At 69.8% G+C, this 13,389-nt stretch carries 6 protein-coding genes and 6 pseudogenes; all 12 read right to left on the minus strand.

Annotated features, from left to right (window positions below; genetic code table 11):
- Positions 1-219 precede the first annotated feature (219 nt).
- Positions 220-691, minus strand: a pseudogene (locus tag ASC98_RS31630) (methyl-accepting chemotaxis protein); the annotation flags it as partial.
- A gap of 1 nt (position 692) precedes the next feature.
- Positions 693-1,238 (minus strand): annotated as a pseudogene (locus ASC98_RS31635) (methyl-accepting chemotaxis protein); the annotation flags it as partial.
- A 1-nt stretch (position 1,239) separates the two neighbouring features.
- Positions 1,240-2,246 (minus strand): annotated as a pseudogene (locus ASC98_RS31640) (MCP four helix bundle domain-containing protein); the annotation flags it as partial.
- Positions 2,243-3,790 carry a methyl-accepting chemotaxis protein gene (locus ASC98_RS12280; protein WP_082542126.1) on the minus strand — a complete coding sequence of 516 codons (1,548 nt, stop codon included), beginning with the start codon at positions 3,788-3,790 and terminating at the stop codon, positions 2,243-2,245. The gene ASC98_RS12280 and the pseudogene ASC98_RS31640, both read right to left, overlap by 4 nt.
- Positions 3,791-3,827: 37 nt before the next feature.
- Complete coding sequence (locus ASC98_RS12285) at positions 3,828-4,280, minus strand: cache domain-containing protein (protein WP_056802297.1); 453 nt, start codon at positions 4,278-4,280, stop codon at positions 3,828-3,830.
- 349 nt (positions 4,281-4,629) lie between these two features.
- On the minus strand, positions 4,630-6,414 hold the full coding sequence (locus ASC98_RS32115) for a methyl-accepting chemotaxis protein (RefSeq protein WP_056802300.1): 1,785 nt from the start codon (positions 6,412-6,414) through the stop codon (positions 4,630-4,632).
- Between the two features lie 13 nt (positions 6,415-6,427).
- Positions 6,428-6,889: pseudogene (locus ASC98_RS31655) on the minus strand (hypothetical protein); the annotation flags it as partial.
- Between the two features lies 1 nt (position 6,890).
- A pseudogene (locus tag ASC98_RS12295) lies at positions 6,891-8,405 on the minus strand (methyl-accepting chemotaxis protein); the annotation flags it as partial.
- Positions 8,406-8,462: 57 nt separating this feature from the next.
- Entirely contained in the window at positions 8,463-10,013 is a 1,551-nt protein-coding gene (locus ASC98_RS12300; protein WP_200957061.1) for a methyl-accepting chemotaxis protein, read from the minus strand.
- A 34-nt stretch (positions 10,014-10,047) separates the two neighbouring features.
- Positions 10,048-10,749 (minus strand): methyl-accepting chemotaxis protein (locus ASC98_RS31660; protein ID WP_235581245.1); only part of this gene is annotated, 702 nt, incomplete at its 5' end.
- A gap of 1 nt (position 10,750) precedes the next feature.
- A pseudogene (locus ASC98_RS32045) lies at positions 10,751-11,745 on the minus strand (HAMP domain-containing protein); the annotation flags it as partial.
- Positions 11,746-11,800: 55 nt separating this feature from the next.
- Positions 11,801-13,348, minus strand: coding sequence for a methyl-accepting chemotaxis protein (locus ASC98_RS12310; RefSeq protein ID WP_056802308.1), 1,548 nt, complete (start codon positions 13,346-13,348; stop codon positions 11,801-11,803).
- Positions 13,349-13,389 lie beyond the last annotated feature (41 nt).

A 13,389-nucleotide genomic window follows, 5' to 3' on the forward strand; every position in this document is an offset into this window, starting at 1 on the left:
GATGTCGATGCCGTATTCCTCGGCGCCGAGGCGGAAGGTCAGGAACTCGCCACCGGACTGGGTGGCGGCGGAAGCGCGGGCGGCTTCATGCCGGGCCACATGGGAGGCTTCGTGGATCATGTCCATGGTGGGGTCCTGTCAGGGTCGGAAGACTGCGTTGCCGTCACTATCGGCGGGAGCGGGGCGAACTGAAGGGTGGATCAGCGCGCCCCGGCGGGCTCAGAACGTTTCCCAGTCGTCGCTGGGCGCGGTCGCGGCGAAGGCCGGGCCGGCGACCGGGGCGGGCGCCGGGTTCGGGGCGGCGGCTGCGACTTTCGTCACGGCCGGGGCTGCGGCAGGCTTCGCGGGGGTGCTCGTGGCCGCCGCCGGCGGCTTGGGCCTGGCGACCGGCGCGGCGGCGGGCTTCGATGCCGCGGCCGGCTTGGTAGCGGCGGGCGCCACCGGTGCGGGCGCCTTCGGTGCGGGCGCGGACGGCAGGGCCTGCGCATCGAGCCGGAAGGTCGAGACCACCGACGCCAGGCGCTGGGCCTGGTCGCGCAGGCTTTCGGCGGCGGCGGCGCTTTCCTCGACCAGCGCGGCGTTCTGCTGCGTCATCTGGTCGAGCTGCGTGACGGCGGTGTTGACCTGGCCGATGCCGTCGCTCTGCTCGGACGACGCGGCGGTGATCTCGCCGATGATGTCCGACACGCGCNATCTGGTCGAGCTGCGTGACGGCGGTGTTGACCTGGCCGATGCCGTCGCTCTGCTCGGACGACGCGGCGGTGATCTCGCCGATGATGTCCGACACGCGCTGCACCGAGCCGACGATCTCGCTCATGGTCTTGCCGGCGTCGGCGACCAGGCGCGAACCGGAATCGACCTTCTCGACCGAGGCGCCGATCAGCGCCTTGATCTCTTTCGCCGCCTGCGCGCTGCGCTGCGCCAGGCTGCGCACTTCGCCCGCCACCACCGCGAAGCCGCGGCCCTGTTCGCCGGCACGCGCCGCTTCCACCGCGGCATTCAGCGCGAGGATGTTGGTCTGGAACGCGATGCCGTCGATCACGCCGATGATGTCGCTGATCTTCTTCGAGCTGGCGTTGATCTCGTCCATCGTCGTGACGACCTGCGAGACGACCGAGCCGCCACGCGCGGCGACTTCAGCCGCCGACGAGGCCAGCTGGTTGGCCTGGCGGGCCGAGTCGGCGCTCTGCTTGACGGTGCCGGTCAGTTGCTCCATCGACGACGCGGCCTGCTGCAGGNGCCGCCGACGAGGCCAGCTGGTTGGCCTGGCGGGCCGAGTCGGCGCTCTGCTTGACGGTGCCGGTCAGTTGCTCCATCGACGACGCGGCCTGCTGCAGGTTGCTCGCGGTCTGCTCGGTGCGGGCGCTCAGGTCCTGGTTGCCGGTCGCGATCTCGGCGCTGGCGGTCGAGATGCTGTCGGTCGAGTTGCGCACCTGGCCGACCAGCGTGCGCAGCGACCCCTGCATGTCCGACAAGGCCTGCATCAGCTGCGTCGATTCGTCGCGGCCGATCAGCGTGATCTGGTTGGTCAGGTCGCCGCGCGCGATCGACGCGGCCAGCGCCTGCGCCTCGCTCATCGGGCGGCAGATGCTCTGCATGTTGATCAGCGTGGCCGGCACGACGATCAGGATCGCAATGCCGAGCGCGACCGCGAACAGCGTGATGGTCTGGCGTGTCATCGCCTGGCGGGCGGCCTCGGCCTGCTTGCCTTCGGTGCCCAGCGTCTTCTGCAGCTCGGCGACCGTCTTCTCGGCGGCGCCGATGGCTTCCTTCGCGCGGCCCATCACCCGGTTGGCCACCGTGGCCGAGTCGTAGCCGCTGTTCTCCAGCTGCTTGATCACCGGGGCCATCGCGGTGGCGTAGGCGGCGAGTTCGGTTTCCATGCGGGTGGCCAGCGCGGTGCTGTCGTCGGGCGTGCCGGCCTGCAGCGTCTTCAGCTGGGCAATCACGCGCTCGCGCGCGGCGGTCCATTGCCCGCTGAAGCGCGTCACTTCCTCCGCCTTCTCGTAATTGACGATCATTTCCTTCTCGGCCAGGCGCATCTCGCCGAGCGCGGTGCGCAGAGAAGCCAGCGAGTTGCTGTCGGCGAACGAGCTGGTCATGAAGGCGGTGCTGAGGCTTTGCAGCCGCAGCAGCCCGGTCAGGCCGGCGCCGCCGACCAGCGCGAGCAGCGCGAGCACGATGGCGATCGCGCCGACCATGCGGGTGCGGATCGTGAATTGACGCATCAGGTGGGTGAGGTTCATGAGCGCTCTCCGGCGAGCTGGAAGTTGTTGACGATGCTGCGCAGCCGCGCCGCCTGGTCTTTCAGGCTTTCCGCAGCGGCTGCGGACTCCTCCACCAGTGCCGCGTTCTGCTGCGTCATCTGGTCGAGCTGGGTGACGGATCCGTTCACCTGGCCGATGCCGGCGCTCTGCTCGGCGGCGGCGGCGGTGATCTCGCTGATGATGTCGGTGACGCGCTGCACCGAGCCGACGATCTCGTTCATCGTCTGGCCGGCATCGGCCACCAGCCGCGAACCGGCTTCGACGCGTTCGACGCTGGCGCCGATCAGGCCCTTGATCTCCTTCGCGGCCTGCGCGCTGCGCTGGGCAAGGCTGCGCACCTCGCTGGCGACGACCGCGAAGCCGCGGCCCTGCTCGCCGGCACGCGCCGCTTCCACCGCGGCGTTCAGCGCGAGGATGTTGGTCTGGAACGCGATGCCGTCGATCACGCCGATGATGTCGCCGATCTTGCGCGAGCTGGCGTTGATCTCGTCCATTGTCGAGACGACCTGCGCGACGACCGAGCCGCCGCGCGCGGCGACCTCGGCGGCCGACGACGCCAGCTGGTTGGCCTGGCGGGCCGAGTCGGCGCTCTGGTTCACGGTGCCGGTGAGCTGCTCCATCGACGAGGCGGTCTGCTGCAGGTTGCTGGCCGCCTGTTCGGTGCGGTGGCTCAGGTCCTGGTTGCCGGTCGCGATCTCGGCGCTGGCGTTCTCGATCGACGACGACGATTCCAGCACCGTCGCGAGCGAGCGGCTGAGCTGCCGGGTCATGCGGTCGAGGGCGCGCATCAGGTCGCCGAGTTCGTCGCTGCGGTCGGTGCGCGCATCGATCGCGAGCTTGCCGTCGGCCACCTGGTCGGCGACTTGGGCGGCGCGGCTCAGCTCGCCGACGATGCGGCGCTGCATCAGCCAGGCCACGCCGACCGTCGCGGCGGCAGCCAGCAGGCCGAGCGCGGCCAGCAGCAGGCTGGTGCGGCGCGAGCGGGCGGCCGACGCGTCCATCGACGCGGACGACTGCTGGTCCATGCGGGCGACCATGCCGCCCATGCCCTTGGCCAGCGCGCCGAAGGTCTCGTCGGCACCCTGCATCGCGGCGATGCCGGTGTTCGGGTCGACCGACGACAGGTCGATCGCCGAATCGGCCTGGCCACGGTACTTGTCGATCTGCGCGGTGGCAGCCTTGATCTCGGTGGCCAGGGCGGCGTCGCTTCGATCGGCGTCCGCGAGGCCGCCCAGCGTGCGCTTCAGGCCGCCCAGCTGGTTGGCCAGCGATTCGCGGGCTGTCTTGATCTTCGGCTCGTCGAGCGAGCCGATCAGCGCGACGGTGCGGTAGACGCCGGCGTGGATCTGGCCGAGCTGGTCCTGCACGCTGGTGATGGTGCGGAACGACTCGAGGTCGCTGCGGAAGTCCTCGCTGTTCTTGGTTGCTTCGGCGCTCATCAGCGCGGTGTTCACCGAGGCCATCGAGAACACCACGACGGCAGTCAGCACGGGGGCTGCGAGCAGCTTGAGTCCGAGTTTCATGGCGGGCTTCCGGTCGTGCGGGTGGGACGGACGAGGCTTACTTGTAGATGCCGCCGCAGACGGCCACGTCGTCGAGCCGCTCGCAGTACGCGCGCTTCGGCTCGATCTTCTTGCTGACCGGGTTGGTGAACTTGTAGTCCTGCCAGAACGTGCCCTTGGACTGGGCGAGTTCGACGCGTTCCTTCACGAAGGGCTTGCCGTCGACGTCTTTCAGCTCAAGCAGGTTCTTGCCGATCATTTTTTCGTTCGCACCATGGGCGCGCACGACGCCGTCGAGCCCGTAGACGACCAGGTAGAGGTCGCGGTCGGTGAACTGGCCGGCCTTGTTGTTGATCTCGGCGTAAGCCTTGTCCTTGCCGCTGGCCTTGATGTAGGCGACGCCTTTCTTGACCATCGCGGAGGCTTCGTCGGCGGTGGCATTGCCGTCCTTGGCGAAGGCGGGCAGGGCGGCGGCGGCCAGCAGGGCGCACAGGAAGAGGTGCTTGGACATTGGAATTCCTCGGCAGACGGGGCGCTCGCGGGCGCGGTGGCGGGACTGCATCCGCCGGAAAGCGGATGCGCTGGTGCCTTTATCGGCACGGAGCGGTCCGGCTGTACCGGTCCGATGCCGATTCTGTGAGCCAGGGCAAGTCGGCCGTCGGGCCAAAAGACGGGGATATCCGGGGCTTCTCTACTGCGTGAGGCTGCTGCCGGGTCTCGCCCCGGACGCTGAGCTGTGCCTCCGGCAGGTTTCGCCCTGCCGGGCGAGTCACTTTCATTTGCTGGCTCAAATGAAAGTGACTCGCCTGCCGGGGCGAGACCCGGCGCCGCCTCACGCAGTGAGAAGAAGCCTCACGCAGTCAGAAGGTTTCCCAGTCGTCCGCACCGGCGGGGGCGGTGGCCAGCGCCGGACGCGGGGCCGGGGCCGGGGCCGGGGCCGGGGCGGAGGCCAGCACCGGCTCGACCGGCGCCACCGGCTTGGCGACCGCCGCCGCCGGGGCTTTCGCCACCGGCTTCGACGTCGGGCGGGCCACGGCGGCGGGCACCGGCCGGGCCGGCCGGGCCGGCTGGAAGACCGGTGCCGGCGCGGCGGCATGCGTCGCCGACAGCTTGAACACCGCCACATTCGCCAGCAACTGCGCCGCCTGCACCTTCAGGCTCTCGGCCGCGGCCGCGCTTTCCTCGACCAGCGCCGCGTTCTGTTGCGTCGCCCGGTCCATCTGCGTGACCGCCTCGCCGACCTGGCTGACGCCGGCCGACTGCTCGACGCTCGCCGACGTGATCTCGCCCATGATGTCGGTCACCCGGCGGATCGACGCGACCACCTCGGCCATCGTCGTGCCGGCTTCGTCGACCAGCGCGGTGCCCTGCTCGACGCGCTCGACGCTGGTCGAGATCAGCGTCTTGATCTCCTTGGCGGCGTCGGCGCTGCGCTGCGCGAGGCTGCGCACTTCGCTCGCGACGACCGCGAAGCCGCGGCCCTGCTCGCCGGCACGCGCCGCTTCCACCGCGGCGTTCAGCGCCAGGATGTTGGTCTGGAACGCGATGCCGTCGATCGTGCCGATGATGTCGGCGATGCGGCGCGACGAGTCGTTGATGCCCTTCATCGTGTCGACGACGCGATTGACCACCTCGCCACCCGAGACGGCGACGCTCGATGCGCTCATCGCCAGCTGGTTGGCCTGGCGGGCGTTGTCGGCGTTCTGCTTGACCGTGCTCGACAGCTGCTCCATCGACGCGGCCGTCTCTTCGAGCGCGCTCGCCTGCTGTTCGGTGCGGCTGCTCAGGTCGTTGTTGCCCTGCGCGATCTGCGCGCTGGCGGTCGCCACGCCGTCGGCGTTCTGCCGCACGCCGCCGACGATGCCGCGCAGCTTGTCCTGCATGTCGCCGAGCGCCTTCAGCAGCTGGCCCATCTCGTCGCTGCCGCTCGACAGGATCGGCTGGCTCAGGTCGCCGTCGGCGATGCGGTTCGCATCGACCACCGCACGCGCCGCGGCACGCGCGAGGCCGCCCGAGACGAACCAGGCGATCGACAGGCCGATCGCGGTCATCGCGACCAGGCCGGCGATCAGCATCGTGCGCGACGATTCATAGGTCTTCGCGCCATCGGCCGCCGCGGCCATGCTGCCGGCGGTGTTCAGCTCGATCAGCTTGACGAGCAATGCGCGGGCATCGGTGTACGACTGGCCGGCCGACCCGTTCACCAGCTTCTTGACGCCGGCGGTGTCCATCTCCTTGGCCATCCGCAGCAGCTCGGGGTTGATCGCCTGGTAGCTCTTCCACTGCTGCGCGAACTGCTCGTACATCGCCTTTTCTTCCGGCGAGTTGATCATCGCCTGGTAGGCGGCGCGGTGCGTTTCGAAGTTGCCTTCCACCTTCTTCAGCGAGGCCTCGATCGGCTCCACCTCGAGCGAGGTGTCGATCAGCGCGAGCCGCAGGCGCACCGAGCGGTACGACGCCAGGTCGCTGTTGAGCTCACCGAGCGCACGCACGCTGGGCAGCCAGTTGGTCGCGATGTCCGTGGCGTTCGCATTGACGTGGCCCAGGCGCGAGATCGCGAGCAGGCTTTGCAGCAGCGCGATCGCGAGGACCAGGCCGAAGCCGCCGATCAGCTTGGTGCGGATGCTGAGGTTGTTCAGGTTCATGGCAGAGCAGGGTTCAGAAGGTTTCCCAGTCGTCGCCAGGGGCGACGGTGGCGGCGGGTTTGCTGGCAACCGGGGCGGGTTGCGGTGCGGCCTGCGGGGCCGGCGCCGCGGCGGTCACCGGGCTCGGTGCGGCGCGGGCAGGCGCGACGGCCTTCGGGGTTGCGGGCTTCGCTGCGGCGGGCTTCGGCGCGGCGGGCTTCGACGCCGCCACGGCAGGCCGGGCCACCGCGACGGGCGTCGCGGCCGGCTGCGGCAGCGGGCTGTCGCCCGCGTCCAGCCGGAAGGTCGCGACGACCGAGGCCAGGCGCTTCGCCTGGTCGCGCAGGCTTTCGGCGGCGGCGGCGCTTTCCTCGACCAGCGCGGCGTTCTGCTGCGTCATCTGGTCGAGCTGCGTGACGGCGGTGTTGACCTGGCCGATGCCGTCGCTCTGCTCGGACGACGCGGCGGTGATCTCGCCGATGATGTCCGACACGCGNGGCCTGGTCGCGCAGGCTTTCGGCGGCGGCGGCGCTTTCCTCGACCAGCGCGGCGTTCTGCTGCGTCATCTGGTCGAGCTGCGTGACGGCGGTGTTGACCTGGCCGATGCCGTCGCTCTGCTCGGACGACGCGGCGGTGATCTCGCCGATGATGTCCGACACGCGTTGCACCGAGCCGACGATCTCCTGCATCGTCTGGCCGGCATCGGCGACCAGCCGCGAGCCGGCTTCGACGCGATCGACGCTGGCGCCGATCAGCGCCTTGATCTCCTTGGCCGCCTCGGCGCTGCGCTGCGCGAGGCTGCGCACCTCGCTCGCGACCACCGCGAAGCCGCGGCCCTGCTCGCCGGCACGCGCGGCTTCGACCGCAGCGTTCAGCGCCAGGATGTTGGTCTGGAATGCGATGCCGTCGATCACGCCGATGATGTCGTTGATCTTCTTCGACGACGCATTGATCTCGTCCATCGTCGAGACGACCTGCGCGACGACCGAGCCGCCGCGCGCGGCGACCTCGGCCGCCGACGACGCCAGCTGGTTGGCCTGGCGGGCCGAATCGGCACTCTGCCGGACCGTGCCGGTCAACTGGTCCATCGACGACGCGGCCTGCTGCAGGTTCGATGCGGTCTGTTCGGTGCGGGCGCTCAGGTCCTGGTTGCCGGTCGCGATCTCGCCCGACGCGGTCGAGATGCTGTCGGTGCTCTGGCGGACCTGGCTGACCGTGCTGCGCAGCGAGCGCACCATCTGCGCCAGTGAGTCGAGCAGGCTGCCCGGCACCGACTGGCTCAGGTCGACCGCCAGGTTGCCGCGCGCGACCTCGCCCATCACCGCCATCGCGTCGCTCGGCTCGCCGCCGATCTGGCGCAGCACGCTGCGGGCGATCACGACGCCGAGCGCGCCGATGCCGGCCAGGATCAGCAGCGTGATCAGCAGGCCCTGCACCGCGGTGTCGCGCACCTGGGCGTCGACGTCGTCCATGTACAGGCCGGAGCCGACCAGCCAGCCCCAGCTCTTCAGCTGCATCACGTACATCAGCTTGGGCGCCGACTCGGTCTTGCCGGGGCGCGGGAAGTCGGTCATCAGCCACGCACGGCCGTCCTTGCTGGCGCGCAGCGCGTCGATCTCGCCCTGGATGATGTCCAGGCCCTTGCTGTCCTTGACCTTGCCGATCATCGGCTGGCCGTCCCACTCGGGCTTCAGCGGGTGCATCACCGCGGCACCGTCCATCGAGAAGAGATACAGGTAGTCCTTCGCGTCGGCGCCGTAACGGGCCACGCGGATGGCGTCCTTGGCCGCCTTCTGCGCGTCTTCCTTGCTCATCGTGCCGGCGGTCGCCTTCGCCTCGAAGCCGGCGGCGATGTTGTAGGCGGCCTCGACCGCCGTCACCAGCTGGCCCTTGCGCCCTTCGACGATCTGGCTGCGCATGCGCAGGCTGGACGCGACGGTCAGCAGGATGAGCGCCAGGATCGACGCGCCGACCAGCAGGCCGATCTTGCGTTTGAAGGACAGGTTGAGCATGGGGAACCTCGGGTGGAGCAGGTCAGGTTCAGGGCGGGACGACTCGAGAACGCACGATCAGTGCGCGGCGAGCCGGAAGGTGCCGACCGCCTGCGCCAGGCGCGCGGCCTGGTCCTTCAGGCTTTCGGCGGCGGCGGCGCTTTCCTCGACCAGCGCGGCGTTCTGCTGCGTCATCTGGTCGAGCTGCGTCACCGCGGTGTTGATCTGGCCGATGCCGTCGCTCTGTTCGGACGACGCGGCGGTGATCTCGCCGATGATGTCGCTGACGCGCTGCACCGAGCCGACGATCTCGCTCATCGTCGTGCCGGCATCGGCGACCAGGCGCGAGCCGGCCTCGACGCGGTCGACGCTGGCGCCGATCAGCGCCTTGATTTCCTTGGCCGCCTCGGCGCTGCGCTGCGCGAGGCTGCGCACCTCGCTCGCGACGACCGCGAAGCCGCGGCCCTGCTCGCCGGCGCGCGCCGCTTCCACCGCGGCATTCAGCGCCAGGATGTTGGTCTGGAACGCGATGCCGTCGATCACGCCGATGATGTCGTTGATCTTCTTCGAGCTGGCGTTGATCTCGTCCATCGTCGTGACGACCTGCGAAACGACCGAGCCGCCGCGCGCGGCGACTTCGGCGGCCGACGAGGCCAGCTGGTTGGCCTGGCGGGCCGAATCGGCGCTCTGCTTGACGGTGCCGGTCAGCTGTTCCATCGACGACGCGGTCTGCTGCAGGCTGGACGCGGCCTGCTCGGTGCGGGCGCTCAGGTCCTGGTTGCCGGTCGCGATCTCGGTGCTGGCGGTGCGGATGCTGTCGCTGGCGGAGTGCACCTGCTGCACGACGCGGCCGAGCGCGGCCGTCATCGTCTGCAGCGCGCGCATCAGGTCGCCCATCTCGTCGCCGCGGTTCACCGCCGGCCGCGGGCTCAGGTCGCCGCCGGCAATCGAATCGGCCAGCGCGATCGCCTCGCCGAGCGGGCGGCGGATCGAGCCGACCAGCGCGAAGGTGCCGAACAGCGCGCCGACGATGATCAGCGCGACCACGCCCGCTGCCAGCGTCACCGTCCTGCGGCGTTCGGCCGACAGCCGCTCGCGCGTGGCCTGCGCGGCCTGCTCCTGCAGCGCGACGAAGCCGCGCAGCGATTGCATGTAGGTGTCGACGGCCTGGGCGAAGCCGCCCATCGCCAGCGTGCGGGCGCCTTCCAGGTCGCCGCCTTCCTTCTTCTTCGTGATCTCGGCCGAGGTGTCGAGCACGATCTTGCGGTCGGCGGCGATCTTCGCCATCTGCTGCGTCTCGGCGTCGGTTTGCGGCATCTCCTTCAGCTGCTTCTGCAGCTCGGTGATCTGCGCGATCGCCTTGTCGTTGGTGCCCTTGAACGCGGTGCGCACCGAGTCGTCGCTCGCGATCGCGCCGGCCTGGGCGCGCGCGACGGCCGCCTCGGTCAGGCTGGCCCAGCGGGCCGCGGTGCGGATCTTGGTGTCCGACAGCGCCAGCGCCTCGTCGGACAGCGCCTGCACCTGGGCCGAACGCCACGCGGTGAAGGCGACCAGCACCAGCAGCGAGACGATGAAGACGCTCACGGCGAACCAGATGCGGGTGCCGATGCGGAGGTCCTGGATGCGCATGATGTTCTGCAATCAGTGGAAGGGGTGGAGCGGCTCAGTGCCGGGCTTCGAAGCGGAACGCGCCGACGGCCTGCGACAGGCGCTGCGCCTGGTCGCGCAGGCTTTCGGCGGCGGCGGCGCTTTCCTCGACCAGCGCCGAGTTCTGCTGGGTCATCTGGTCGAGCTGCGTCACCGTGGTGTTGATCTGGCCGATGCCGTCGCTCTGCTCGGACGACGCGGCGGTGATCTCGCCGATGATGTCCGACACGCGCTGCACCGAACCGACGATCTCGTTCATCGTCGTGCCGGCATCGGCCACCAGCCGCGAACCGGCTTCGACGCGGTCGACGCTGGCGCCGATCAGGCCCTTGATTTCCTTGGCGGCCTGCGCGCTGCGCTGCGCCAGGCTGCGCACTTCGCTGGCGACGACCGCGAAGCCGCGGCCCTGCTCGCCGGCACGCGCCGCTTCCACCGCCGCGTTCAGCGCGAGGATGTTGGTCTGGAACGCAATCCCGTCGATCACGCCGATGATGTCGTTGATCTTCTTCGAGCTGGCGTTGATCTCGTCCATCGTCGTGACGACCTGCGCGACCACCGAGCCGCCGCGCGCGGCGACCTCGGCCGCCGACGAGGCCAGCTGGTTGGCCTGGCGGGCCGAGTCGGCGCTCTGCTTGACGGTGCCGGTCAGTTGCTCCATCGACGACGCGGCCTGCTGCAGGTTGGGGATCGCGCCGCAGTTGATCGCGACGAAGCGCTTNGCCGCCGACGAGGCCAGCTGGTTGGCCTGGCGGGCCGAGTCGGCGCTCTGCTTGACGGTGCCGGTCAGTTGCTCCATCGACGACGCGGCCTGCTGCAGGTTGCTCGCGGTCTGTTCGGTGCGGTGGCTCAGGTCCTGGTTGCCGGTCGCGATCTCGGCGCTGGCGGTCGTGATGCTGTCGGTGGTGCTGCGCACCTCGCCGACCAGCCGGCGCAGCGAGGCCTGCATCTCGGCCAGCGCGCGCGCCAGCTCGCCGGCTTCGCCGCCTGCTTCGATCGACACCGCCTGCGACAGGTCGCCGCCGGCAATCGCGCGGGCATGCTGCACCGCTTCGCCGATCGGCACCGCGATCGAGCGCGTCAGCCACCAGCCGAAGCCGCCGGCCACGCCCACACACACCAGCACCAGCACGCCGACCACGGTGGCCGCGAGGTTGGTGCCGGCTTCCGCGTGTTCCTGCGCCGCGGCGGCGCGGGCGGTGGCCAGCGCGGCCAGCTCGTCGACGGCGGCCTGGTAGGTCTTGCGGGTCTTGTCGAAATCGCCGGCCAGCAGCCCTTCGAGCGCGACGAAGTCGCCGCTGTTCTTCAGCGCATCGAGCTGCGGGTCGAATGCGAGCGCGACCTTGCGCGCCTGCACCGCCTTGTCGAACAGCGCCTTCATCTCCGCGTCGGAGACCAGCGCCTCGATCTTCTTGATGAGCTCGGCGTTGGCCACCGCGGTCAGCTTCGACTGCTTCGTCAGCTCGTCGGAGAACTCGCCGGTGCCCAGGCGGGCGTTGGTCGTCACGCGCAGCGTGTTCATCGCGGCCTGCGCATTCCAGTCGCGCGCCAGCTGCGTCATCTGCCATTCGGTGGCCGACAGGCGCTTCAGCGTCGACGTGGTCTGCTTCAGCTTGAGCGCGCCGTAGCCGGTGGCCAGCACCATCAGCAGCACCAGCAGGCTGAAGACCAGCCCGAGCCGGGTGCCGATGCGGGCGTTGCGGAAACTGAACTGCATGCAGCGCTCCTATGAGAACGAACAGGGCGCTGACGCGCTTTTCAGGTCACTGGCTTCAGGCGGTCAGCCGGAACACCGACACCACGCCCGAGAGCCGCAGCGCCTGTTCCTTCAGCGACTCGGCTGCCGCGGCCGACTGCTCCACCAGCGCGGCGTTCTGCTGCGTCATCTGGTCGAGCTGCGTCACCGCGGTGTTGACCTGGCCGATGCCGTCGCTCTGCTCCGACGCGGCCGACGTGATCTCGCCGATGATGTCGGTGACGCGGCGCACGCTGTTGACGATCTCGGTCATCGACTGGCCGGCATCCGCCACCAGGCGCGACCCGGAGTCGACCTTGTCGACCGATGCGTCGATCAGGCTCTTGATCTCCTTGGCCGCCTGCGCGCTGCGCTGTGCCAGGCTGCGCACTTCGCTCGCGACCACCGCGAAGCCGCGGCCCTGTTCGCCGGCACGCGCCGCTTCCACCGCGGCGTTCAGCGCCAGGATGTTGGTCTGGAACGCGATGCCGTCGATCACGCCGATGATGTCGGCGATCTTCTTCGAGCTCGCATGGATGTCGTTCATCGTCGAGACGACCTGCGACACCACTTCGCCGCCCTTGCCGGCGGCGCCTTGCGCCGACGACGCCAGCTGGTTGGCGGTGCGGGCCGAGTCGGCGGTCTGCTTGACGGTGCCGGTCAGGTGGCCCATCGACGACGCGGTCTGCTGCAGGTTCGACGCGGTCTGCTCGGTGCGGGCGCTCAGGTCCTGGTTGCCGGTCGCGACTTCGCCGCTGGCGACCTGGATGCTGTCGGCCGACTGGCGCACCTGCGTGACCATGTCGTGCAGGCTGGCGTTCATCTTGCCGAGCGAGCGCATCAGGCCGGCGATCTCGTCGCGGCCCTTGGCCGTGACCCGGCGCGACAGGTCGCCGCCGGCCACCGCGTCGGCCAGGCGGGCCGCCTCGGCCACCGGCACGGTGATCGAGCGCGTCAGCAGCCAGGCGAACACGGCGCCGAACACCAGCGCCAGGCAGCCGGTCACGCCGATCAGCAGGCGGCCGCGCAGCGCGTCGGCATCGATGCGCTTCGCCATCTCGTCGATGGCCTTCTTCTGGTAGTCCACGTAGGCCTGCATCACCGCCACGTAGACCGGCGCGACGACCTGGAAGCTGCTGTCATAGATGCGCGTCGCTTCTTCGGTGTTGCCGGCACGCTTGGCGGCCGTCATGCCGTCGCGCGCCACGAGGTAGGTCTTGCGCGTCTCGGCGATGCGGTCGAGCAGCACCTGCTCGTCGGGCGAGGTCGGGAAGGCCTTCAGCGCCTGGGTGATCTCGTTGGCGCGCGCCGTCGACGCCTTGGCATCGTCGGAGAACAGCCCTTCGAGCGTGGCGTCCGGGCTCTTGGCGATCGCCTTGCCGCGCGTCACGCCGATCGACACGTTGCGCGCCCATTCGGCCGCCAGCCGTTCCTTCGCGAGCGGCTCGGCCATCATCTGCTGGGTGGCCTGGGCGATGCTGCCCAGGCGCCACACGCCGACGACCATGATCAGGCACAGCAACGCGAGGGTGACGGCGAAACCGCCTCCCAGGCGCGCGCCGACTCGAACGTCATTCAACTTCATCGTCGAGCTCCGGAAAGATTGGGAGAAAAATGAACGGCGAA

It is taken from the genome of Rhizobacter sp. Root1238 (assembly GCF_001425825.1).
In the GTDB taxonomy this organism is placed as follows: domain Bacteria; phylum Pseudomonadota; class Gammaproteobacteria; order Burkholderiales; family Burkholderiaceae_C; genus Rhizobacter.

Bases quoted from the DNA above. Each gene is read 5' to 3' on its own strand.
- ASC98_RS12280 (WP_082542126.1), bottom strand. From the start codon at position 3,790: ATGAAACTCGGACTCAAGCTGCTCGCAGCCCCCGTGCTGACTGCCGTC.
- ASC98_RS12285 (WP_056802297.1), bottom strand. From the start codon at position 4,280: ATGTCCAAGCACCTCTTCCTGTGCGCCCTGCTGGCCGCCGCCGCCCTG.
- ASC98_RS32115 (WP_056802300.1), bottom strand. From the start codon at position 6,414: ATGAACCTGAACAACCTCAGCATCCGCACCAAGCTGATCGGCGGCTTC.
- ASC98_RS12300 (WP_200957061.1), bottom strand. From the start codon at position 10,013: ATGCGCATCCAGGACCTCCGCATCGGCACCCGCATCTGGTTCGCCGTG.
- ASC98_RS12310 (WP_056802308.1), bottom strand. From the start codon at position 13,348: ATGAAGTTGAATGACGTTCGAGTCGGCGCGCGCCTGGGAGGCGGTTTC.